The organism is Pseudomonas sp. GV071, from assembly GCF_003050835.1.
Taxonomy (GTDB): domain Bacteria; phylum Pseudomonadota; class Gammaproteobacteria; order Pseudomonadales; family Pseudomonadaceae; genus Aquipseudomonas.
Genome location: NZ_QAOJ01000008.1, coordinates 203,016 through 224,506, shown reverse-complemented (window position 1 = coordinate 224,506; position 21,491 = coordinate 203,016). Strand labels below are relative to the sequence as shown.

Genomic DNA, 21,491 nt, shown 5'->3' with positions numbered 1-21,491 from the left:
TGGCGTTACGCCCCCAACCTCAACTCCCCCACCGCCTGCAACACCGTGGCCCCGGCAAACATCATCAGAATCTGCTGCTGCGCCTGTGCGCAGATCTGCGGGCGGCGCTCGACCTGTTCGATGTATTCCAGCGACTGCTGAAACAACTGCCGGCTGATCATCGAGGACACCTGGCGCACCGCTGTCGGTTCCAGGCTGGGTAGCAGCTGCAGCTTGCCGAGGTCCTCGGCCATGTCGTTGGCGAAGTCTTCCATCATCTGTTCCAGCGCTTCACGCAGCACCTTGGAGCTGCCGTGCAGCTCACGCACGCCAACGATAAAAGCCTGGGGGTTCTGCGCGGCGTAGTGGAAAAACAGCTCCACGGTTTCGCTGCACACCCGCTGACCGCGGGCCAGGTCAACGCCGAAGGTCAGTTTGCTCGCGGTGTTCTGGCCAGCACGTTCGGCGGCCTCAAAACGCAGGTCGCGCAGCGGTTGGCGAATGCGTGCGGCCATCTCGGCAATCATCGCCAGGCCCAGATCGTCCACGGTTTTGAAGTGGCGATAGAAGGTGTTGGGGTTCAAGCCCGCCTCTCGCGCCAGCTCGCGCAGGCCCAGACCACTGAGGCTACGGCTGACCGCCGCCAGGCGCAGCGCGGCATCCAGCAACAAACGTTTGCCCTGGGCGGTAACGGTTTTGGTAGCAGATGGCTCGGCCGTGGTGGTCATGGCAGGTGGTCGCCCTACGGAAGATTGGGTTGAGTTTCCGGTATACGGGTGTATACATGGAGCCAAGGTATACGACTGTATACACGGTTAGCAAGACACACACTGTAGACAGCGAAAACAATCACAACAGGAGCTTGTTCATGGGCGCACAACCTGCCGTTTCACCTGCAGATGCCACCCCTACCGACGCCACCCCAGGCGCCGTGCGGCACACCAAGATCGCCATCATCGGCAGCGGCTTTTCCGGCCTAGGCATGGCCATTCGCCTGAAGCAGCAAGGCGATAACGATTTTCTCCTGTTCGAAAAGGAAGCCGGCGTTGGCGGCACTTGGCGCGTCAACAACTACCCTGGTTGTGGCTGCGACGTGCAATCGCACCTGTACTCCTTCTCCTTCGAGCCGAACCCGGAGTGGACGCGCATGTTCGCCCGCCAGCCGGAGATCAAGAGTTACCTGGAAGGCTGCTGGGAAAAGTACCGCCTGGCACACAACACTCTGCTGCACACCGAAGTGGCCGGCATGCGCTGGGACGATCAGGCCGAGCTGTGGCGCATCCATGACCGCGCCGGCAATCACTACACCGCGCAGTTCGTGGTGTCCGGCATGGGCGCCCTCTCCACCCCGTCGATTCCGCACCTCAATGGCCTGGAGAACTTCACCGGCAAGGTCTTCCACTCCCAGCAGTGGGACCACGATTACGACCTCACTGGCAAACGCATCGCCGTGGTCGGTACCGGTGCCTCGGCCATCCAGTTCGTACCACGGATTCAGAAGCTGGTCGGTCAACTCGATCTGTATCAGCGCACCGCCCCGTGGATCATGCCCAAGCCCGATCGCGCCATCAGCGACAAAGAACGCGCGCGCTTCAAGCGCTTCCCGCTGGCGCAGAAAGTCTGGCGCGGCCTGATCTATGGCGTGCTGGAAAGCCGGGTGATCGGTTTTGCCTTGCTGCCGCGGATCATGAAACTGGCCCAATGGGTCGGCAAAGCCTTTATCAACAAGCAGATCAAGGACCCGGTGCTGCGCGCCAAGGTCACGCCCAACTACACCATGGGCTGTAAACGTGTGCTGATCTCCAACGACTACTTTCCGGCCCTGACCCAGCCCAACGTCGATGTGATTACCGACGGCATCCAGGAGATCCGCGCTAACAGCATCGTCACCGCGGACGGCAAAGAGCGCCCTATCGACGCGATCATCTTCGGCACCGGCTTCACCCCGAGCGACCCCATGCCCCGTGGCGTGATCTTCGGCCGCGACGGCGTCGACCTGCTCGACACCTGGCCGGAAGGCCCGCAAGCCTACAAAGGCACCCTGACCGCCGGTTTCCCCAACCTGTTCTTCCTCATGGGCCCGAACACCGGCCTGGGCCATAACTCGATGGTCTACATGATCGAATCGCAGATTCAGTACGTGCTGGGCGCCTTGAACCTGCTGCAAAAAGGCAACCTGCAAAGCCTGGAAGTGAAGCGCGACGTGCAAGACCGCTTCAACGCCAAAATCCAGGGCCAACTGGGTAAAACGGTGTGGAACGCGGGGGGCTGTATGAGCTGGTACCTGCACCCGGTCAGCGGCCGTAACTGCACCGTGTGGCCGGGCTTTACCTGGCGCTTCCGCCTGCTGACGCGCAACTTCGACCCAGCGGCCTATCATTTCAATCGCACCCAGCCGGCACACCCGGCTCAGGGTTATCTACCTACCGTGGCTCAGGCCAGCGAGGTGGCAGCATGAAATCCTTCGAAAACAAAGTCGCCGCGATTACCGGCGCCGGTTCCGGTATCGGTCGCGCGCTGGCTTATGGCCTGGCCCGTCAGGGTTGCCACCTGGCCCTGGCCGATGTGAACAGCGAAGCCCTGGCCGAAACCGCCGCCACGGCGCGCAAGCTGGGTGTCACCGTGACCGAAAACCAGGTCAACGTTGCCGAGCGCGAAGCCGTGCATGCCTGGGCCAACCAGGTGGTGCTCGACCACGGTCGGGTCAACCTGGTGTTCAACAACGCCGGCGTCGCCCAGGGCGGCACCGTCGAGGGCAACGACTACGCCGATTACGAATGGATCATGAACATCAACTTCTGGGGCGTGGTGTACGGCAGCAAAGCGTTCCTGCCGCACCTCAAGGCCTCGGGCGATGGTCATATCGTCAACGTATCGAGCGTGTTCGGCCTGTTCGCCCAGCCGGGCATGAGCGCTTATAACGCCACCAAATTTGCCGTGCGCGGTTTTACCGAATCGCTGCGACAAGAACTCGACATGGCCGGCGGCGCGGTATCGGCCAGCTGCGTGCACCCAGGCGGGATCAAGACCAACATCGCCAAAACCGCGCGGATGAACGACAGCCTGAGCAAGGTCACCGGCCAGGCGGCGGACCAGGCGCGGCAGCAGTTCAATGATCAGTTGCTGCGCACCACCCCGGACAAAGCGGCGCAGGTAATTCTGCGCGGCGTATTGCGCAATAACCGGCGGATTTTGATTGGTGCAGATGCCTGGATGCTGGATGGCATGCAACGGCTGCTGCCGTCGCTGTATCAGCGTTTGGTGGTGGGGTCGATGCGGCTGGCGGCGAAGTTTGCGCCTAAGCCTAAGCGTGGGGTTGGTGAGGGGAAAGTGACCGAGTAAAGGCTTACCCTCTCCCCTAGCCCCTCTCCCGTAAACGGGAGAGGGGAACTGCTCACCGATTGCCCGGCTTACGCGGTCAAGCCCCCTCTCCCGCTTGCGGGAGAGGGTTGGGGAGAGGGCCTGGCCATCACGCCATATCCGACCGTGGCAACCACACCCGAATCAACGAAAACAAGCGTTCCAGATCCAACGGCTTGGCCAGGTAATCGCTGGCCCCAGCCTTCAGGCATTGCTCCTGATCGTCTTTCATCGCCTTGGCCGTCACCGCAATAATCGGCAGCTTGGCGAAGCGCGCATCCTGGCGAATCCGCTGCGTGGCTTCGTAGCCATCCATCACCGGCATCATCACGTCCATCAGCACCAGATCAATATCCGGGTACTCCTCCAGCTTATCCAAAGCCTCCTGGCCATTGCCGGCGCTGATCACCTGCACGCCCTTCTCGTCCAGCGCACTGATCAGCGCATAGACGTTACGCATGTCGTCATCCACCACCAGCACCTGGCGATTGGCGAACACCTCGTCACGATTGCGCGCCGCCTTGGTGGGTGCCTTGCGCAGGCTGCCGGCCGGGGTTTCGACCTTGTGCAGGAAAAGCGTGACCTCATCCAGCAAGCGCTCCGGCGAGCGCGCGCCCTTGATGATGATTGAGCGTGAATGCTTGCGCAGGCTCTCTTCCTCGCCGCGAGTGAGCGGCCGCGAGACGTAGACGATCACCGGCGGGTAGGCGTCGATATGCTCGCTGGCCATGCGCGTCAGCAGCTCATTGCCGTGCATATCCGGCAACTCCAGGTCGATGACCATGCAATCGAAAGGCATCTGCCGCAGCAGTTGCAACGCCTGCTCGCCATGGGAAACCGCGGTGACTTCGATCTCCAGATCGTCGACCAACTGCGCGATGCTGTCGCGCTGACGGGCATCGCCCTCGACAATCAGCAGGCGTTGGACCTTCTGCGTCAACCGCGCTTCCAGGCGAGAGAACACCTCCACCAGCGATTCACGGGTGGTCGGCTTCTGCGCATAACCGATGGCACCCAGGTGCAGGGCCAGCTCGGTGCGGTCGTCGGTGGAAATCACATGCACCGGGATATGCCGCGTGCGCGGGTTTTCCTTGAGGCCCTGCAAGATCGACAGCCCCGGCTCATCAGGCAGGCGCATATCCAGCAGGATCGCGTCCGGCTGGTTGGCCTCCAGCAATTGATTGGCCTCGGTGGAGCTATGAGCCACCAGGCAGCGATATTTCAACTCATGGGCGAGGTCAAACAGAATCTGCGCGAACTTCACCTCGTCCTCGATTACCAGCACGCAGCGGCCAGGTATGTCGTGGCGATCACGGTCGTCGGGAAAGCTCGGCTGCACGCGCGCCAGGGCTTCGTTGCGCGGCGCCTCGGCTTTGCCGTCATTGGCGGCCACGCGGTGGCTCGGCTCGCTGGCCATGAACAGGCGCTCGGGATTGAGCGCTGGCGGCGGCAGCGGATCGGCGTAGTTGAGCGGCAACCACAGGGTGAACCGGCTGCCTTGGCTCGCCTCGCTCTGCACCTGAATATGGCCACCGAGCACCTCGGCCAGATTGCGTGAAATCGACAAGCCCAGACCAGTACCACCAAAGTGCCGGTTGATGCTGCCATCGGCCTGGCGGAACGCCTCGAAAATCACCTCTTGCTGCTCGGGGCTGATACCGATGCCGCTGTCAGTGACCACAAACGCCACACCGCCATCCGCCGGCTCGATGCTCAAGCTGATGGTGCCGACGCGGGTGAACTTGAAAGCGTTGGACAACAGGTTTTTCAGCACCTGCTCGACCCGCTGCGCATCGCTGACAAAATGCACTGGCGCATCACTGGCCACCCGCACCTCGAAGGCCAGTTTTTTCTCCACGGCCTGCGGCTGGAACAGGGTTTCCAGGCCATGCGCCAGGCGCTTCAGCGAGGTTTCTTCGGGGCGAATTTCCAGGCGCCCGGCCTCGACCTTGGACAGGTCGAGAATGTCGTTGATCAGCGCCAGCAGGTCTTTGCCGGACGAGTAGATCAGCTCGGCGTGTTTGATCTGCTGCTCGTCCAGATTGCCTTTGCCGTTGTCTGCCAACAGCCGCGACAGAATCAGCGAACTGTTCAGCGGCGTGCGCAACTCGTGGGACATATTGGCGAGGAATTCCGACTTATAGGTACTCGCCTTCTGCAGCTCGTTGGCACGGTGCTCCAGCTCGCCACGGGCTTGGGCAAGGGAGTGGTTGCGCTCATCCAGCTCGTCGCGCTGGCGGGTAAGAAATTGGGTCTGTTCGTTGAGCTGATCGTTGGTCTGCTCCAGCTCCGCCTGCTGTTGCTCCAGATTGACTTGGGACTCCTGAATCAACCGCGACTGGTCTTCCAGTTCCTCGTTGGCGCTGCGCAGTTCCTCCTGCTGCACCTGCAGCTCTTCGTTGAGCTGCTGGGTTTCGTGCAACGACTCGTGCAGGCGCTGGCGATAGCGCGCGACCTCGATGGAGGTGCCAAGGCCGTCGGTGATGGAGCGCACAAAGGTCTGCTCGCGCTCGGTCAGCTCACGCATAAAGCCCAGTTCGAGCACGCCATTGACGTCGCCATTGTTCTGGATCGGCGCCAACATCACCGACGCCGGGGCGTCGCTACCCAACCCGGAATTGACCGTCAGGTAGCTGCCGGTAAGGCCGCCCACGACCCGCGCTTGGCGGTCCACCGCCACCTGGCCGACCAGGCCGGTACCGTCGTTGAACGACTGCGGCTTGGCTTGCTCCTCGGCAGCGAAACCATAGTCGGCCACGCGCTCCAGCTGGCCATGGTCCTGGCGTACATAAAAGGCGCCCACCACCATGTCCAGGTAATGGCCCAGAAAGCTCAGGGCAGTCATGCCGATGGAGGCGGTGTTGGGCTGGCCAATAATGCGTTCGGCCAACTGCGATTGGCCCTCGCGCTGCCAGGCCTGTTGCTGCAGTTGCTCGTTCACTTTTTCCTGCTGCTTGAGCAGGCTGGCGTAGAACGTCGACAAACCCATCAGCTCACGCCGGCCAAAAAACGCCAGGATGCCGCTGAACGACAGGTTGAAAATCGCGTACAGGCTGATGGTGACAATGGCGGTAAAACTGGCCCGCTCGTTGCGGTCGTGGCGCAGTTGCTGCTCGGCAGCGATGAAGTCGTTGAAGTGCTTGCGGATGCTGTCCATCACCGAGCCACCAGCGACCTTCACCGTGACCGGCGGCGCATTGGTGGCTTGGCGTTGCGCGATCAATTTGGTCGCAGCGATGGCCCAGCGCTTCTGCAAGTCTTCGATATCGCGCAGGCGCTCGAGTTGGGTGGGGTTGTCCTTCACCAGCTCGCGCAAGCCCTGCATCTGGCTGCCGATTCGGATGCGCGACTCTTCATAGGGAGCCAGCACCTCGGTTTCGCCGGCAATCAGATAACCGCGCAGGCCGGCCTGCTGGTCGATGGTCAGGCGATAGCCTTCGTTGGCCTGAGCGATCACCTGGTCCGTGTGTTCCACCCAACTGAGCACATACAGCAGATAAGCGATCAGGGCGATAAACAGGCCCGTTCCGACCACCCCCGAACCTATTGGCAACGCCAGGTTGCGGGTCAACATACGGCGAAAGGCGTGCTCATCGACAGTGGCAGCACTGTTCATCTCGAGTCCTCCGATAGAACAAGTCTTGAAGCTAGGACATGGATGCCGGTTCCCTGACATCCGTTCAAACAACCTGCGGCAAAACCTGAGGTTGGTTGAAATGTAGCTCTAACGGAGGGGTCTTGCGTTGTATTCGTCCTACGCGGGTATAACGACCAACCCAACAAAAACACCCATCGTCCCAGCGCAGGCTGGGACCCAGAATATTTAGCCGAGCACCTTTTCCTGCACCACTCTGGATCCCAGCCTTCGCTGGGACGACGGTGATAGGGGCTTAGCCAGCGAGCACCCGCGCCAGGGTGGCGCGTACTTTATCCATACCGTCATCCAAGGCACGCTCGATCTCGGCCATGGTGATCACCGCATGGGTCTTGCCCGCCGCCGGGTTCACCACCAGAGCGAGACAGGCGTAAGGCATTTCCAACTCACGGGCCAGAGCGGCTTCGGGCATGCCGGTCATGCCAATGATGTCGCAACCGTCGCGCTCAAGGCGGGCCACTTCGGCCACGGTTTCCAGACGCGGCCCCTGGGTGCAGGCATACACGCCGTGACTGCTGTAGGCCACGCCTTCAGCGGCCAGGGCGTCGATCAGTTCGTCGCGCAGAATGTCGTTGTAGGGGTAGCTGAAATCGATGTGGGTCACGTGCTCCAGCTCACCCGCGAAGAAGGTGTGCTCGCGGCCGTGGGTGTAATCGATGATCTGGTGCGGCACGCAGAAGTGCCCGGTGCCCATGGCGGCGTGGATGCCGCCTACGGCGTTGACGGCCACGATCACCTCGGCGCCGGCATGCTTGAGCGCCCAGATGTTCGCGCGGTAGTTCACCTGGTGCGGCGGAATACGGTGTGGGTGGCCGTGACGGGCGAGAAACAGCACTTCACGGTCGGCATAGTTACCCCGCAGGATCGGCGCCGACGGTGCGCCATACGGCGTTTCGATATTGAGCACGGCGCTGATGGTCAGGCCTTCCAGCTTGGTGAGCCCGGTACCACCAATAATTGCGTAAACAGTCATCAAGGACGTCCTTAGATCAGTTGTGCGGCTTGCAGATCGCCCACGGCTTGCAGCCAACGCGGGCTCTGCTTGTAATCGGTACTGGCAAAGCCTTGGCCACGCATGCGCGCCAGGCCTTGCGGCGGGGCCACTTGCAAGCGCTGCAAGGCGCTCAGGGCCAGTTCGGCGGCGGCGCGGTCGTTGCAAACCAGGCCCATGTCGCAGCCCGCGTTCAGCGCCGCTTCAATGCGATTGGCGGCATCACCGACCACGTGGGCACCGGCCATCGACAGGTCATCGCTGAAAATCACCCCGTCGAACTGCAACTCGCCGCGCAGGATTTCCTGCAGCCAGCGACGCGAGAAGCCAGCGGGTTGGTCGTCCACTTGCGGGTAGATCACATGGGCCGGCATCACCGCCGCCAGTTGCTTACTCAGGCGGGCGAAGGGTTGCAGGTCGTTGGCGCGGATCTCGTCGAGGCTGCGCTCATCCACTGGAATGGCGACGTGGGAATCTGCTTCAGCCCAGCCATGGCCGGGGAAGTGTTTACCGGTGGCAGCCATACCAGCCGCGTTCATGCCGCGGATAAAAGCGCCGGCGAGCAACGCGGCGCGCGCCGGATCGCCATCGAAAGAACGGCTGCCGACCACAGCGCTGCGTTGGTAATCCAGATCCAGCACGGGCGCGAAACTCAGGTCCAACCCGACGGCCAGCACTTCGGTGGCCATCAGCCAACCGCACTGCTCGGCCAGCCATTCGGCATTGGCGTTATCGGCCACTGCACGCATCGCCGGCAGGCGCACGAAGCCCTGACGCAGGCGCTGCACGCGACCACCCTCCTGGTCCACCGCCAGAAGCAGATCCGGGCGTACGGCGCGGATGGCTTGCGACAGCTCGCGCACCTGGCGCGGGTCTTCAATATTGCGCGCAAACAGAATCAGGCCGCCCACCTCGGGCTGGCGGAGAATCTGACGGTCTTCGGCGGTCAGCCAGGTGCCGCCGATATCCAGCATCAATGAGCCTTGCAGGCCAACAGTCATAACAAATCCTTAGCAGAGGTCTGCCGTCGCCCACTGTGGGCAAGCGGCTTCGTCGATTTTTACCGGGCAGTGGACGGGCACACGCGAGAAGAGTTCCAGCACGTGGGCATTGCGCAGGCGGATGCAGCCGTGGGACAGCGGCACGCCCATGGGCTCGGTGTCCGGGGTGCCGTGCAGGTAGATGTAGCGGCGGAAGGTGTCGACCGCGCCGAGACGATTGATGCCGGGCTCGCAACCGCTGAGCCAGAGAATGCGGGTGAGTATCCAGTCGCGGCCGGGGAATTGTGCGCCGAGCTCGGCATTCCAGGTTTCACCGGTCCAGCGCCGGCCACGCAGCACCGCGCCCAGGGGCAGGCCGTCGCCGATCCTGGCGCGCACTATGTGCTGACCGCGGGGAGTTTTGTTCGAACCGTTTTGCTCGCCAGCGCCGTTGAGCGCGGTGGAAACCGGCAGACGCAGCACCAACTGCCCATTGGCGAAGCCATAGAGTTGCTGGTCGGCGATGGAGATATGCAGCGAATCGAGGATCGTCATGGGCGGCAAGCTTAGCCGATCCCGCCTGCCGCTTGCAGCAGGCGTTTTAGCCCATTACACCTTGCTGGGTGTTGGTGCCGGGGTGCTGCTTTTGCTGCGCGGGCGCAGTTGGGCGGTGGCCAGGGCTTCGTCGGTGACGCCGGTTTCCGAGCGCATACCAGCCGCAAGAAACGGCACCATCAGACGCATCACCTGCTCAATCGAGGTGTTGACGCCGAAATCGGTTTCCGCGATGGCGCGCAGCGCCTTGATGCCGGACATGCTGAACGCCGCCGCGCCGAGCATGAAGTGCACGCGCCAGAACAGCTCGATCGGTGGAATACGTGGCGCGGCTTCGTGGACCAGGCCCATATAACGACGGAATACCTTGCCGTACATGTCTTCCAGATAGCGGCGCAAGTGGCCCTGGCTCTGGCTGAAGGCCAGCCCCAACAGACGCATGAAAATCGATAGATCGTTGCCGCTACGCGGTTTTACCGCCAGGGCCTGCTCCACCAGCATTTCCAGCAACTCTTCGAGGCTGGCTTTGCTTTCCGGCTTGGCTTGACGGCGGTCCAGCTCACGTTCGAGGCTGGTGCAGAACGGCCCGAGAAAGCGCGAGAACACCGCTTGAATCAGGGCTTTTTTCGAACCGAAGTGGTAGTTCACAGCCGCCAGGTTGACCCCAGCCTTGCTGGTGATCAAACGAAGGGAGGTCTCGGCAAAACCCTTTTCCGCAAAGAGTTGCTCTGCAGCATCAAGGATGCGTTCGACTGTTTCTGACTGGGCCATGGGATTCACCTGACAAACACTTGTTTGAAACATACGTTTCAAGTCGAGATCTTGTCAAGTCGCGCGAACCGTATTTTGGCTGGTCAGTCACGAACCTCTCTAACTGCCCTTCCCTGCTACGGTTCCTGCCCCCAACAGCAGAAAGATTGCCTATCTCTAAAAAGGAGGATTGCCAAGCGGCGATCACTGTATATAATCCCAGTCACTGTATAAAAAGACAGAGACCGGACATGCTAAAACTGACGCCACGCCAAGCCGAGATTCTCGCCTTCATCAAGCAATGCCTTGAAGACAACGGTTACCCACCCACACGTGCCGAAATCGCGCAGCAACTGGGCTTCAAATCGCCCAACGCCGCTGAAGAACACTTGAAGGCCCTGGCCCGTAAAGGCGCCATCGAGATGACCCCCGGTGCGTCCCGCGGCATTCGCATTCCCGGCTTCGAGCCAAGCAGCGAAGAAGAGCAAGGCCTGCCCATCATCGGTCGCGTCGCTGCCGGTGCGCCGATTCTCGCACAACAGCACGTCGAAGAATCTTGCCGCATCAACCCCGAGTTCTTCCACCCTCGCGCCGACTATCTATTGCGTGTACGCGGCATGAGTATGAAAGACATCGGCATTCTCGACGGGGACCTGCTCGCCGTCCATACCACCCAGCAAGCCCGTAACGGCCAGATCGTGGTCGCCCGCATCGACGACGAAGTCACTGTAAAGCGCTTCAAGCGTGAAGGCGACACAGTTTGGCTGATCGCCGAAAACCCCGAATTCGCCCCCATCGAGATCAACCTGCAAGAACAGGATCTGATCATCGAAGGATTGAGTGTCGGCGTTATTCGCCGCTGAGGAGGCTGTATGCAGTTCCCACAAGCGCTGGACCGTTCCCAACTGCCGTTGTTCGACGCCTTCCTGACGCAATCGTCGGCGCCGCTGTTGACCGATATCGTGGAAACCGGTTGGTTCGAAGAACCAGAACCAGAGACATTCAGCGAGCTGTCGCTGCGTGGCGCCGCCGGGAACTGCCTGCACCTGCTCGCCCCGATCTTGCGTGAACTGAGCCAGAACCAAGACGCCCGCTGGCTGACCCTGATCGCCCCACCGGGCAGCCTCACCCAGGCCTGGCTGCGCGATGCCGGCCTGAACCGTGAACGTATTCTGCTGCTGCAACCACGCGCCGGGCAGAGCCCGCTGGAATTGGCCTGTGAAGCCTTGCGCCTGGGCCGCAGCCATACTGTGGTCAGCTGGCTGCATCCGCTGCACCGCCCTGCTCGCGATCAACTGGCCAGCGCTGCACGTACCGGCAAGGCACAGAGCCTGAACATCAGCTTGGGCTGATCCACAAAAAAAATCGCGGCTGACCGGAGCGCCGGTCAGCCGCGATGCTTTTGATCTGTTTTTTGGACCCGTAGCAAAGGCTCAGTGCAGAACGCGCGGCCCTTCTTCCTTCTCGAAATCACCTTCGGCCAAACGGCCGGCCATCTGCACGCCCACATTGAGCATGGCCTTGGCGACTTCAACATGGTGGCCTTGGAGGAATGCCTTGGCATCTGCCGAGAAATCCAACACGACCAATGCCTCCTCATCCTCGGCGCGACGCAGGGCGATGCGCCCGTCGGGCAACTCGACAATTTCCAAAAAGGATGTAGGCATAAACTAAATCTCCACGTAAGGCCGGCAGTGTATCAGTCCGTCGGCCTTCTTCCCTAGCCCAGCCATCCATTCACCTGACGCAACGGCCAGAAAAAACCCTCAGCATTCGCTCAGGGTTTCGCGGAAACGCAGGGCCAGCACCTTGAGCTGCTGACGCCAGCTCTCCAGCTCGGCACGGGGCAATAGCGGCTCATCTTCGTCCAGGCTATAGGCCTGAATCAACGGCAAGGTCGGGTCGACTTTGGCTTTGGCCGGCGCCTTGGGCGGCTGGAACAGGGCCTGATAGGCACTGATCAGCTGCGCCAGCCAGGTTTCCGATTGCTGAGCCAACTCCACCAGCTCCGCAAGTTCAGGACTTGGTGTAGCGCCCAGCACCGCCGGCGTGAGTATGGCTTCGACCCGAGGCACGTTGACCTCGTCAAAGCGGTAGTAGCCCGCCACTTCATGGCAAATGCCGAGCAAGGCCCCATACAGGTGGAACAGGCAGGCTTCGCGTTCGGCCAGAATCAGCGCCGGGGCGTTGACCGCCTGGCCATCTTCGGCACGGCGCCAGGCTTCCAGCGACAGGCCAGCGAAAAACAGTTTTTGATTGGTGCGGGTATAGAGTTCATGGGCCATTGCGGCGCCCTCCACAGCAGACAGACTCACTATACGCGCGCCAGCCGAAGCTGACGCGCGTGCTAGGGCTTAACGCTTGTCTTCGACCTTCCAGGCATTGCCGTCATAGAAGGCGCGCCAACCCGTCGGTTTGCCCTCCACTTCGGTCTGCACGTACTGCTCTTTGGTCTTGCGACTGTAGCGCACGACGGCAGGACGGCCATCCGGGTCTTTCTTCGGCGCCGACATCAGGAAGTGGTACTTCGGATCGATCTCGTCTTTGTGCGGGATCAGTTCAATGATCAACGGCGCGCGGGTTTCGCGGTTTTTCGGGAACTGGCTGGCAGCCAGGAACAGGCCGCTAGCGCCGTCGCGCAGCACGTAAGTGTCGTTGACCTTCTCGCACTTGAGCTCCGGCATCTTCACCGCATCCATTTTGGGTGGCGCTGGCTCGCCACTACGGAGCAATTTGCGGGTGTTCTTGCACTCAGGGTTGGTGCAGCCGAAGAACTTGCCGAAACGGCCGGTCTTCAGTTGCATCTGGCTGCCGCACTTGTCGCACTCCAGGCTCGGACCTTCGTAGCCTTTGATGCGGTACTGGCCTTGCTCGATCTCGTAGCCAGCGCAATCCGGGTTGTTACCGCAGATATGCAGCTTGCGGGTCTCATCCAGCAGGTAGGCGTCCATCGCCGTGGCGCAGATCGGGCAGCGGTGCTTGCCGAGCAGTACCAGGGACTCCGACTCGCCCTCGTCGTCCGCGGCGATCTCGTCACCTGGCACCAGGTTGATGGTCGACTTGCAGCGCTCTTTCGGCGGCAGGCTGTAGCCCGAGCAACCGAGGAACACGCCGGTAGACGCGGTGCGGATCATCATGTGACGACCACATTCGCGGCAGGCGATATCAGTCGGCGTCGGCTGGTTGGCACGCATGCCATTGTCGCCTTCGGTGGCCACTTCGAGCTTTTTCTTGAAGTCGCCGTAGAACTCGTCGAGCACGTTTTTCCACTCGCGCTCGCCCTGGGCGACGTCATCTAGGTTCTCTTCCATGCCGGCGGTGAAGCCGTAGTCCATCAGGTTGGAGAAGCTTTCGCTCAGGCGTTCGGTAACGATGTCGCCCATTTTCTCCGAGTAGAAACGACGGTTGTGCAGTGCCACATAGCCGCGTTCCTGAATGGTGGAAATGATCGCCGCGTAGGTGGATGGGCGGCCGATGCCGCGCTTTTCCATCTCTTTCACCAGGCTGGCTTCGGAGTAGCGCGCTGGCGGCTTGGTGAAGTGCTGGCTCGGGTCGAGGTTGAGTAGCTTCAGCGCTTCGCCTTCGCCCATGTCTGGCAGCACGTCGTCATCGCCCGGCTTGCTGATCTGCGGCATGGCGCGGGTGTAACCGTCGAACTTGAGGATACGGCCCTTGGCACGCAACTCGAACTCGCTGGCTTTGACGCTGACGGTGGTCGACAGGTATTCGGCCGGTGGCATCTGGCAGGCCACAAATTGGCGCCAGATCAGTTCGTAAAGGCGCTCGGCATCACGCTCCATGCCCGACAGCTGGGTCGGCTTGAGGTTGACCTCGGAGGGACGAATCGCTTCGTGCGCCTCCTGGGCGCCTTCCTTGCTGCTGTACACGTTCGGCTTGGCCGGCAGGTACTTCTTGCCGAACTCGCCTTCGATAAAGTCACGCACCATGGTCACGGCGTCAGCCGAGAGGTTGGTGGAGTCGGTACGCATATAGGTGATGTAGCCGGCTTCGTACAAACGCTGGGCCATCATCATGGTCTTCTTCACCCCGAAGCCCAGACGGTTACTGGCCGCCTGCTGCAGGGTGGAGGTAATAAAAGGTGCCGACGGTTTGCTGCTGGTCGGTTTGTCTTCGCGTTTGACGATGCTGTACGCGGAGTCTTTCAGCTTGGCCAGAGCGGCGTCGGCCTGCTGCTTGTTCAGCGGCTTGAAGGCCTCGCCGTTCTGACGGGCCACTTCAAAGCGCACGTTGGCACCTTTGGCGGTACCCAGGTCAGCGTGGATTTCCCAGTATTCTTCCGGGTTGAACGCGCGGATCTCGCGCTCACGTTCCACCACCAGCTTCACGGCAACCGACTGCACACGACCGGCCGACAGACCACGGGCAATCTTCGCCCACAGCAGCGGCGAGACCATGTAGCCCACTACGCGATCGAGGAAACGCCGCGCCTGCTGCGCGTTGACGCGGTTGATGTCCAACTCGCCAGGTTTGGAGAACGCTTCCTGGATGGCCTTCTTGGTGATTTCGTTGAACACCACGCGCTTGTAGCGGCTGTCATCACCACCGATGGCTTCGCGCAGGTGCCAGGCAATGGCTTCCCCCTCGCGGTCCAAGTCGGTTGCGAGATAGATGGTGTCAGCATCTTTGGCGAGACGGCGCAGCTCTTCGACGACTTTTTCCTTGCCAGGAAGAATTTCGTACTTGGCTTTCCAGCCGTGCTCGGGGTCGACGCCCATGCGCGATACCAGTTGGCGCTTGGCTTTTTCCTTGGCGCTCAGTACCGGCGCGTCGGCTGCAGCAGCCTTTCCACGCTTGACGGGCTCTTTGGCTGCACTGGCCGAACCGCTGGTAGGCAGGTCACGGATATGGCCGATGCTCGACTTCACCACGTATTGGCTACCCAAATACTTGTTGATGGTCTTGGCCTTGGCCGGGGATTCCACGATGACCAGCGATTTGCCCATGGATCGGAGATTTCCTGAATTTGAGTACTGAAAGGCGGGAGGCCGCCTTTCGCGGCACCGCTATATATAGTGGTGACTAAGGTGAGGTCAAGGGCGGATCACGTTCGATGCATGCTCAAGGCCGCACGAAGAGATCAGGTTCGGCCTCGATCAGAGCAAAGCGCAGCATAGTCTGGCCGTCCACCTCGACGGTTGAGGTAAACATGCTCAGCGGCCGCACCCAGAGGCCGTATTCGCCGTAGAGGGCCTGATACACCACTACCTCCTCTTCCGTCTCGGAGTGCCGTGCGACACCGATCACGCGGTATTCGGGACCCTTGTAGTGACGATAGAGGCCTGGTTGCAGCGACATCATGGAATTCCTCACATCTTTCAAAAAATAAAGTCTATTCCGACAAAAATAAAAACCGGGGCACAGGGCCCCGGTTGTACACCGCCTCGCAAATGGGAGTGCGCTCGTCGCCGAGCGTTCCCTTAGATGCGTTCGAAGACGGTGGTGATGCCTTGGCCGAGGCCGACGCACATGGTCGACACGCCAAAAGTACCGCCATTCTGCTTCATCACGTTCAGCAAGGTGCCGGAGATACGCGCACCAGAGCAGCCAAACGGGTGACCGAGGGCGATAGCGCCGCCGTGCAGGTTAACCTTCTCTTCCATCTTGTCGAGCACTTTCAGGTCTTTCAGCACCGGCAGAGCCTGTGCAGCGAAAGCCTCGTTGAGCTCCCAGAAGTCGATGTCGTTGATGCTCAGGCCAGCGCGTTTCAGTGCTTTCTGAGTCGACGGCACCGGGCCGTAGCCCATGATTGCAGGGTCAACGCCTGCCACTGCCATCGAGCGGATCACGGCCATCGGCTGAATGCCGAGGTCTTGAGCGCGCTGCGCGGACATCACGATCATGCACGAAGCACCATCGGTGATCTGCGACGAAGTACCGGCAGTAACGGTGCCGCCTTTCGGGTTGAACGCAGGCTTCAGGGCAGCCAGGCTTTCGAGGGTGGTTTCCGGACGAATGGTTTCGTCGTAGTCGAACACCTTCAGGAAGCCGTTCTCGTCGTAGCCTTGCATCGGGATGATTTCATCCTTGAACTTGCCTTCGACGGTAGCCTTGTGAGCCAGACGGTGGGAACGCTCACCGAATGCATCTTGAGCTTCACGGCTGATGCCGTGCATCTTGCCGAGCATTTCAGCGGTCAGACCCATCATGCCCGACGCCTTGGCGGCGTACAGCGACAGATGCGGGTTTGGATCGACGCCGTGCATCATGCCAACGTGGCCCATGTGTTCCACGCCACCGATGACGAACACGTCGCCGTTGCCGGTCATGATCGCCTGGGCTGCGGTGTGCAGGGCGCTCATGGAGGAGCCGCACAGGCGGCTGACAGTTTGTGCAGCGCTGGTGTGCGGGATCGGGGTCATCAGCGACGCCATGCGCGCGATGTTCCAACCTTGTTCCAGGGTCTGGTTTACGCAGCCCCAGATCACATCTTCCACTTCAGCTGGGTCCAGCTTCGGGTTGCGTGCCAGCACGCCGGTAATCAGTTGCGCAGACATGGTTTCTGCGCGGGTGTTGCGGTGCATGCCGCCTTTGGAACGACCCATCGGGGTGCGACCGAAGTCGACAATCACCACGTCTCTTGGATTCAGGCTCATAAATTCACTCTCGCTCTATGCGTTACGCGCTTAACCGAAGAAGCTCTGGCCGTTGGCGGCCATCTCACGCAGCTTCGCGGTGGGGTGGTACAGCGCGCCCAGGTCGGCGTATTTGTCAGCCAGGGCAACGAACTCGGCTACACCGATGGAATCGATGTAACGCAGTGCACCACCACGGAAGGGAGGGAAGCCGATGCCGTAGATCAAGCCCATATCGGCTTCAGCTGCGGTTTCGACAATGCCGTCTTCCAGGCAACGAACGGTTTCCAGGCACAGCGGAATCATCATGAAGTTGATGATGTCTTCATCAGTCACTTCACGCTGTTCAGTGATGACTGGTTTGAGCACTTCGTAAGCAACCGGGTCCGAAACTTTCTTCGGCTTGCCGCGCTTGTCCATCTCGTACGAGTAGAAACCTTTGCCGTTCTTCTGGCCCAGGCGGTTGGCTTCGTACATCACGTCGACCGCGGTACGGCCTTCGACAGCCATGCGATCCGGGAAGCCTTCAGCCATTACGTCACGGCCGTGGTGGCCAGTGTCGATGCCGACTACGTCAGAGAGGTAAGCCGGGCCCATGGGCCAGCCGAACTTCTCCATGACTTTGTCGATGCGCACGAAGTCGACGCCGGCGCTGATCAGCTTGGAGAACCCGCCGAAGTACGGGAACAGCACGCGGTTGACCAGGAAGCCTGGGCAGTCGTTGACCACGATCGGGCTCTTGCCCATTTTCTTGGCGTAAGCAACGGTGGTCGCCACGGCTACGTCGCTGGACTTCTCGCCACGAATAACTTCAACCAGCGGCATCATGTGCACGGGGTTGAAGAAGTGCATGCCGACGAAGTTTTCCGGACGCTTGAGGGCCTTGGCCAGCAAGTTGATCGAGATGGTCGAGGTGTTGGAGGCCAGAATGGCGTCTTCACGAACCACGCCTTCCACTTCAGCCAGAACGATGGCTTTGACCTTCGGGTTTTCAACCACAGCTTCAACCACGATGTCGACGTGACCGAAGTCGCCGTAGGACATGGTTGGGCGGATGGCGGTCAGGGCTTCAGCCATCTTGGCTGGAGTCAGACGACCTTTGGCGACGCGGCCACCCAGCAGCTTGGACGCTTCGGCCAGGCCCATCTGGATGCCTTCCTCGCGGATATCCTTCATCAGGATCGGCGTGCCTTTGGAAGCCGACTGGTAGGCGATACCGCCGCCCATGATGCCGGCGCCGAGAACGGCGGCCAGTTTCACGTCTTTGGCGATGGCGTCGTAGCCTTTGGCTTTTTTCTTCAGTTCCTGATCGTTCAGGAACAGGCCAACCAGGCTCTGCGAAGCAGAAGTTTTGGCCAGTTTCACGAAACCGGCTGCTTCTGTTTCCAGGGCTTTGTCACGGCCGAAGTTGGCCGCTTTCTGGATGGTTTTGATCGCTTCAACCGGCGCCGGGTAGTTCGGGCCAGCTTGACCGGCAACGAAACCTTTAGCGGTTTCGAACGCCATCATTTGTTCGATCGCGTTGAGCTTGATCTTTTCCAGCTTCGGCTGACGCTTGGCCTTGAAGTCCAGCTCGCCGGAGATGGCGCGCTTGACCAGGTCCAGAGCAGCGGCTTGCAGCTTGTCAGCGGCAACAACAGCGTCGACAGCGCCTGCTTTGAGGGCGTCTTCTGCTTTGTTTTCCTTACCGCCGGCGATCCACTCGATGGCGTTATCGGTACCGATAACACGTGGCAGACGCACGGTGCCGCCAAAACCTGGGTAGATGCCCAGTTTGACTTCTGGCAGGCCAACTTTGGCACCACTAGCGATGACGCGGTAATCCGCAGCCAAGCACATTTCAAAACCGCCGCCCAGAGCGATGCCATTGATGGCCGCTACGGTCGGAACGCCAAGGTCTTCGAAGTCGCTGAAGATTTTGTTGGCTTCAAGGTTGCCGGCTACCAGCTCTTCATCGGACAACTTGAAGTTGTCGACGAATTCGGTGATGTCGGCGCCGACGATGAATACGTCCTTGCCGCTGCTGACGATTACGCCCTTGATCGAGGCGTCGGCCTTGATGGCGTCCACAGCCTGGCGCAGTTCGGCCAGTGTCAGACGGTTGAATTTGTTGACGGACTCACCCTTGAGGTCGAATTGCAATTCGACGATGCCGCTCTCAAGAGCCTTAACCGTGATGGCTTTACCTTCGTAAATCATCAACTGATCTCCACGGTATGGAAGCTGAACTAGTACACGTCGGACGCCAAGCAGCGGACTGATCCGCAGCAGAACCGCTCAGAAGACTAGTCTCCAACGGCCTGACATACCCGCCGACGCGATATTCGGGCGGCCTATGAACCGTGCCGCACAAAGCAAACACTTGATTCATACGCCCGTTTGATTCGGGTGCGCACACCTTCGTGCAAAAGAATGCGCTTGTCAATTGGAGCGCTTCGTCTGATACGCCCTCACCTGAATTTGACCGATATGCCAGACAAATCATTCCAACTGCTCTAGGCCGCGGCTGGCGGGCTACCCGACCAATGCCATCAAGGTGATGTCGGTCACAGCTAGCCAAAGCGAAACGCTGCAGGTACAGTCGTCTCAACACGCCAGAAGTGCGTGACAAAAACAAAAACAATGAAGTCCCACGGAGTAACTATGTCGAGCCGTCTGCTTGCCATCTCGCTAAGCGCCGTACTGACCGCCCTTCTGTCCTTCCAAGGCGCCACCGCCGCCAATGTCCCTACCGACAACCTGCTGAAATTGCATCAGCTGCGTCTGGCCGCGCAGAAAAGCCTGGGCGATTTCTATATGTACAACAGCATGGACGGCGATCAGCGCTACGCGCGCCAAATCGAGGAATCGGTGCACGACGCCCACGCCCGCCTGGCGGAAATCACCGAGTTGCCGGGAGAGGCCTCGAAAGCCATGCGCGCCCAGCTCGAACAGCAGCTGAACGCCTATGACGGCGAACTGAAAGGCCTCACCACGGCGATGAAAACCCAGGGTTTCACTGACCTGCAGCCGGTCGCCGACCTGGCCACCCGCAATCAACAACTGATGGCCCTGAGCAACGAGCTGTACAGCAAGATTCAACAGGAAAGCGGCCAGATCGTGCCGCCGATGACCCAACAAAGCCGCGAGCAAAGTCTGCTGATGCAGGCCATCGCCGTGGACTATGCTTCTCGCAGCGCGTCGGTGGGTGGCACCTTTATTGGCAGCGCAGCTGGCGATGAGAAAACCATCGATGACCTGGTCAACCAGTTCGCTGGCCAGCTCACCACGCTGGAGAAATCGCCGCAAAACACCGCGCAGATTCGCGAGTCGTTGAATGGCATCAACACCAAGTGGCGTTACATCGAGAAATCGCTGAAAAACTACAACGAGAACTCTGTACCCTTCGTGGTCAGCAAGTACTCAGACAGTATTATCGATGGGTTGGAAGGAGTTTCGGCGCAGTACCTGGCCGCCAAGCTTTGACCGAGCCGTTAGCTTGACCCTCGACTTTCCGGCCTGCCTGGCCACCCCAGCCCGCATAAACCCGGGCTTTTTAATTTGTGTTCTGAAGGCCCTACGCCAGGGCCTTCAAAATCGCCGCTACCGGCTCAAGACCTTCCACCTCGCCACGCTCGCCCCAACACAGGGCAACCATCTGTTTGCTGGCTTCGACTTTGTAAACGTCGGCCGGCAAGGTTTGCAGGTGCGCGAGCAGGCGCTCATCGGGGCACGGCTCGCGCCATTGATTCACCCACTGCCCCGCACTCAGCTGCCAGTAGGTCCAGCTGTCCTCAGCACCTTTGCGACGGGCGCGATGGTATTGCGGGCAGGGGCTCGGCGGCTCTTCAGGCAGCCAATGCGGCCATTCCTGGCGCGACAACTGCATTCCCAGCCCCTGCTGGCGCGCTGCCATGCGAATGGCCATGCGCCCTTGCTGGCGGCGCGAAGGCCGCAGCCAGGCCAGGGGACTAAGCACAACGGCAGTAAGCAGTAATACGATCCACACGGTCATACAAAGTAGTTCCACAACTAAAAGGCTGCATTTAGCCAACAATCGAAGCCATACTTCGATCATTCGTCTCAGGAGGAGTCACCGTCATGCCGTACACGCACATTCTGGTTGCCTTGGATCTTTCCGAAGAATGCGACCCGGTGATGAAGCGCGCCTATGCGCTCGCCACCGCCAGCCAGGCCAAGCTGTCGCTGGTGCATATCGTTGAGCCGATGGCCATGGCCTTTGGCGGCGACGTGCCGATGGACCTCTCCACCCTGCAACAACAGCAATTCGAACAAGCCCGCGAACGCCTGGACGCTTACTCCGCCAAATACCCGGAGCTGGGTACTGATACCCGCCACTTGGTCTACGGCCAACCCCGCCAGGAAATCCACCGCCTCGCCGCCGAACAGGGTGCTGACCTGATCGTGGTCGGCAGCCATGGCCGTCACGGTTTGGCGCTGCTGCTGGGCTCTACTGCCAATGACGTGCTGCACGGCGCGCCGTGTGATGTGCTGGCGGTACGCCTGAAGAAACCGGAATAAAACCACGATCTTGTAGGAGCGGCCGGCCGGCGCTCCGGTTCAGCCGCGATGCTCTATCTTAGAAGCATCGCGACTGAAGCCGCTCCTACAAGGTTCAACGCGAGTGG

19 protein-coding genes are annotated in these 21,491 nt (G+C 60.5%); 6 read left to right on the top strand and 13 right to left on the bottom strand.

Annotated features, from left to right (window positions below; translation table 11 throughout):
• Positions 1-5: 5 nt before the first annotated feature.
• Positions 6-707: a TetR family transcriptional regulator gene (locus C8K61_RS17175; protein WP_108097343.1), complete on the bottom strand. Its 702-nt coding sequence runs from the start codon at positions 705-707 to the stop codon at positions 6-8.
• Between the two features lie 140 nt (positions 708-847).
• Here C8K61_RS17175 and C8K61_RS17170 point away from each other — a divergent pair, with 140 nt between their 5' ends.
• On the top strand, positions 848-2,437 hold the full coding sequence (locus C8K61_RS17170) for an NAD(P)/FAD-dependent oxidoreductase (protein WP_108097344.1): 1,590 nt from the start codon (positions 848-850) through the stop codon (positions 2,435-2,437).
• Entirely contained in the window at positions 2,434-3,321 is an 888-nt protein-coding gene (locus tag C8K61_RS17165; RefSeq protein WP_108097345.1) for an SDR family oxidoreductase, read from the top strand. The genes C8K61_RS17170 and C8K61_RS17165 overlap by 4 nt, the downstream gene beginning before the upstream one ends.
• A 127-nt stretch (positions 3,322-3,448) precedes the next feature.
• Here C8K61_RS17165 and C8K61_RS17160 read toward each other — a convergent pair whose 3' ends face one another.
• From C8K61_RS17160 to C8K61_RS17140, 5 genes are all read right to left on the bottom strand, one after another.
• On the bottom strand, positions 3,449-6,955 hold the full coding sequence (locus C8K61_RS17160; protein ID WP_108097346.1) for a response regulator: 3,507 nt from the start codon (positions 6,953-6,955) through the stop codon (positions 3,449-3,451).
• A 274-nt stretch (positions 6,956-7,229) separates the two neighbouring features.
• On the bottom strand, positions 7,230-7,967 hold the full coding sequence (locus C8K61_RS17155; protein ID WP_108097347.1) for an S-methyl-5'-thioinosine phosphorylase: 738 nt from the start codon (positions 7,965-7,967) through the stop codon (positions 7,230-7,232).
• 11 nt (positions 7,968-7,978) lie between these two features.
• Positions 7,979-8,974, bottom strand: coding sequence for a beta-N-acetylhexosaminidase (nagZ, locus tag C8K61_RS17150; protein WP_178086471.1), 996 nt, complete (start codon positions 8,972-8,974; stop codon positions 7,979-7,981).
• Between the two features lie 21 nt (positions 8,975-8,995).
• The gene (locus C8K61_RS17145) at positions 8,996-9,520 is read right to left on the bottom strand and encodes a L,D-transpeptidase (RefSeq protein ID WP_108097349.1); all 525 of its coding nucleotides are present in this window, start codon (positions 9,518-9,520) and stop codon (positions 8,996-8,998) included.
• A 54-nt stretch (positions 9,521-9,574) separates the two neighbouring features.
• The gene (locus tag C8K61_RS17140; protein ID WP_108097350.1) at positions 9,575-10,291 is read right to left on the bottom strand and encodes a TetR/AcrR family transcriptional regulator; all 717 of its coding nucleotides are present in this window, start codon (positions 10,289-10,291) and stop codon (positions 9,575-9,577) included.
• Between the two features lie 230 nt (positions 10,292-10,521).
• On the opposite strand from C8K61_RS17140, the gene lexA reads away from it, so the two are divergent.
• Both lexA and sulA read left to right on the top strand, forming a co-directional pair.
• Positions 10,522-11,133, top strand: a complete 612-nt coding sequence (gene lexA / locus C8K61_RS17135; RefSeq protein WP_108097351.1) for a transcriptional repressor LexA — start codon at positions 10,522-10,524, stop codon at positions 11,131-11,133.
• Positions 11,134-11,142: 9 nt separating this feature from the next.
• A complete protein-coding gene (gene sulA, locus C8K61_RS17130; protein WP_108097352.1) occupies positions 11,143-11,622 on the top strand; it encodes an SOS-induced cell division inhibitor SulA in 480 nt (159 codons plus the stop codon).
• 81 nt (positions 11,623-11,703) lie between these two features.
• On the opposite strand, the gene C8K61_RS17125 is transcribed toward sulA, so the two are convergent.
• The 6 genes from C8K61_RS17125 to fadB form a co-directional block, all read right to left on the bottom strand.
• Complete coding sequence (locus C8K61_RS17125) at positions 11,704-11,937, bottom strand: hypothetical protein (RefSeq protein ID WP_108097353.1); 234 nt, start codon at positions 11,935-11,937, stop codon at positions 11,704-11,706.
• A 99-nt stretch (positions 11,938-12,036) separates the two neighbouring features.
• The gene (locus tag C8K61_RS17120; protein WP_108097354.1) at positions 12,037-12,555 is read right to left on the bottom strand and encodes a DUF6586 family protein; all 519 of its coding nucleotides are present in this window, start codon (positions 12,553-12,555) and stop codon (positions 12,037-12,039) included.
• 69 nt (positions 12,556-12,624) lie between these two features.
• Positions 12,625-15,234, bottom strand: a complete 2,610-nt coding sequence (topA, locus tag C8K61_RS17115; RefSeq protein WP_108097355.1) for a type I DNA topoisomerase — start codon at positions 15,232-15,234, stop codon at positions 12,625-12,627.
• Positions 15,235-15,349: 115 nt separating this feature from the next.
• A complete protein-coding gene (locus C8K61_RS17110; RefSeq protein WP_108097356.1) occupies positions 15,350-15,586 on the bottom strand; it encodes a DUF1653 domain-containing protein in 237 nt (78 codons plus the stop codon).
• A gap of 122 nt (positions 15,587-15,708) precedes the next feature.
• Positions 15,709-16,884 carry an acetyl-CoA C-acyltransferase FadA gene (gene fadA / locus C8K61_RS17105; protein ID WP_108097357.1) on the bottom strand — a complete coding sequence of 392 codons (1,176 nt, stop codon included), beginning with the start codon at positions 16,882-16,884 and terminating at the stop codon, positions 15,709-15,711.
• 30 nt (positions 16,885-16,914) lie between these two features.
• Positions 16,915-19,062 carry a fatty acid oxidation complex subunit alpha FadB gene (fadB, locus tag C8K61_RS17100; RefSeq protein ID WP_108097358.1) on the bottom strand — a complete coding sequence of 716 codons (2,148 nt, stop codon included), beginning with the start codon at positions 19,060-19,062 and terminating at the stop codon, positions 16,915-16,917.
• Between the two features lie 444 nt (positions 19,063-19,506).
• Here fadB and C8K61_RS17095 point away from each other — a divergent pair, with 444 nt between their 5' ends.
• On the top strand, positions 19,507-20,328 hold the full coding sequence (locus C8K61_RS17095; protein ID WP_108097359.1) for a hypothetical protein: 822 nt from the start codon (positions 19,507-19,509) through the stop codon (positions 20,326-20,328).
• 91 nt (positions 20,329-20,419) lie between these two features.
• Here the strand turns inward: C8K61_RS17095 and C8K61_RS17090 are convergent, their stop codons facing one another.
• Positions 20,420-20,857 (bottom strand): hypothetical protein, encoded by a 438-nt coding sequence (locus C8K61_RS17090; RefSeq protein ID WP_108097360.1) that lies wholly within the window; start codon positions 20,855-20,857, stop codon positions 20,420-20,422.
• A gap of 86 nt (positions 20,858-20,943) precedes the next feature.
• Between C8K61_RS17090 and C8K61_RS17085 the strand changes: the two genes are divergently transcribed.
• Positions 20,944-21,384: a universal stress protein gene (locus C8K61_RS17085; protein ID WP_108097361.1), complete on the top strand. Its 441-nt coding sequence runs from the start codon at positions 20,944-20,946 to the stop codon at positions 21,382-21,384.
• Positions 21,385-21,491 lie beyond the last annotated feature (107 nt).

Bases quoted from the DNA above. Each gene is read 5' to 3' on its own strand.
- C8K61_RS17140 (WP_108097350.1), bottom strand. From the start codon at position 10,291: ATGGCCCAGTCAGAAACAGTCGAACGCATCCTTGATGCTGCAGAGCAA.
- lexA (WP_108097351.1), top strand. From the start codon at position 10,522: ATGCTAAAACTGACGCCACGCCAAGCCGAGATTCTCGCCTTCATCAAG.
- sulA (WP_108097352.1), top strand. From the start codon at position 11,143: ATGCAGTTCCCACAAGCGCTGGACCGTTCCCAACTGCCGTTGTTCGAC.
- C8K61_RS17085 (WP_108097361.1), top strand. From the start codon at position 20,944: ATGCCGTACACGCACATTCTGGTTGCCTTGGATCTTTCCGAAGAATGC.
- C8K61_RS17170 (WP_108097344.1), top strand. From the start codon at position 848: ATGGGCGCACAACCTGCCGTTTCACCTGCAGATGCCACCCCTACCGAC.
- C8K61_RS17165 (WP_108097345.1), top strand. From the start codon at position 2,434: ATGAAATCCTTCGAAAACAAAGTCGCCGCGATTACCGGCGCCGGTTCC.
- fadB (WP_108097358.1), bottom strand. From the start codon at position 19,062: ATGATTTACGAAGGTAAAGCCATCACGGTTAAGGCTCTTGAGAGCGGC.
- C8K61_RS17175 (WP_108097343.1), bottom strand. From the start codon at position 707: ATGACCACCACGGCCGAGCCATCTGCTACCAAAACCGTTACCGCCCAG.
- C8K61_RS17145 (WP_108097349.1), bottom strand. From the start codon at position 9,520: ATGACGATCCTCGATTCGCTGCATATCTCCATCGCCGACCAGCAACTC.
- topA (WP_108097355.1), bottom strand. From the start codon at position 15,234: ATGGGCAAATCGCTGGTCATCGTGGAATCCCCGGCCAAGGCCAAGACC.
- C8K61_RS17090 (WP_108097360.1), bottom strand. From the start codon at position 20,857: ATGACCGTGTGGATCGTATTACTGCTTACTGCCGTTGTGCTTAGTCCC.
- C8K61_RS17110 (WP_108097356.1), bottom strand. From the start codon at position 15,586: ATGTCGCTGCAACCAGGCCTCTATCGTCACTACAAGGGTCCCGAATAC.
- C8K61_RS17120 (WP_108097354.1), bottom strand. From the start codon at position 12,555: ATGGCCCATGAACTCTATACCCGCACCAATCAAAAACTGTTTTTCGCT.
- C8K61_RS17160 (WP_108097346.1), bottom strand. From the start codon at position 6,955: ATGAACAGTGCTGCCACTGTCGATGAGCACGCCTTTCGCCGTATGTTG.
- C8K61_RS17095 (WP_108097359.1), top strand. From the start codon at position 19,507: ATGTCGAGCCGTCTGCTTGCCATCTCGCTAAGCGCCGTACTGACCGCC.
- C8K61_RS17155 (WP_108097347.1), bottom strand. From the start codon at position 7,967: ATGACTGTTTACGCAATTATTGGTGGTACCGGGCTCACCAAGCTGGAA.
- C8K61_RS17125 (WP_108097353.1), bottom strand. From the start codon at position 11,937: ATGCCTACATCCTTTTTGGAAATTGTCGAGTTGCCCGACGGGCGCATC.
- fadA (WP_108097357.1), bottom strand. From the start codon at position 16,884: ATGAGCCTGAATCCAAGAGACGTGGTGATTGTCGACTTCGGTCGCACC.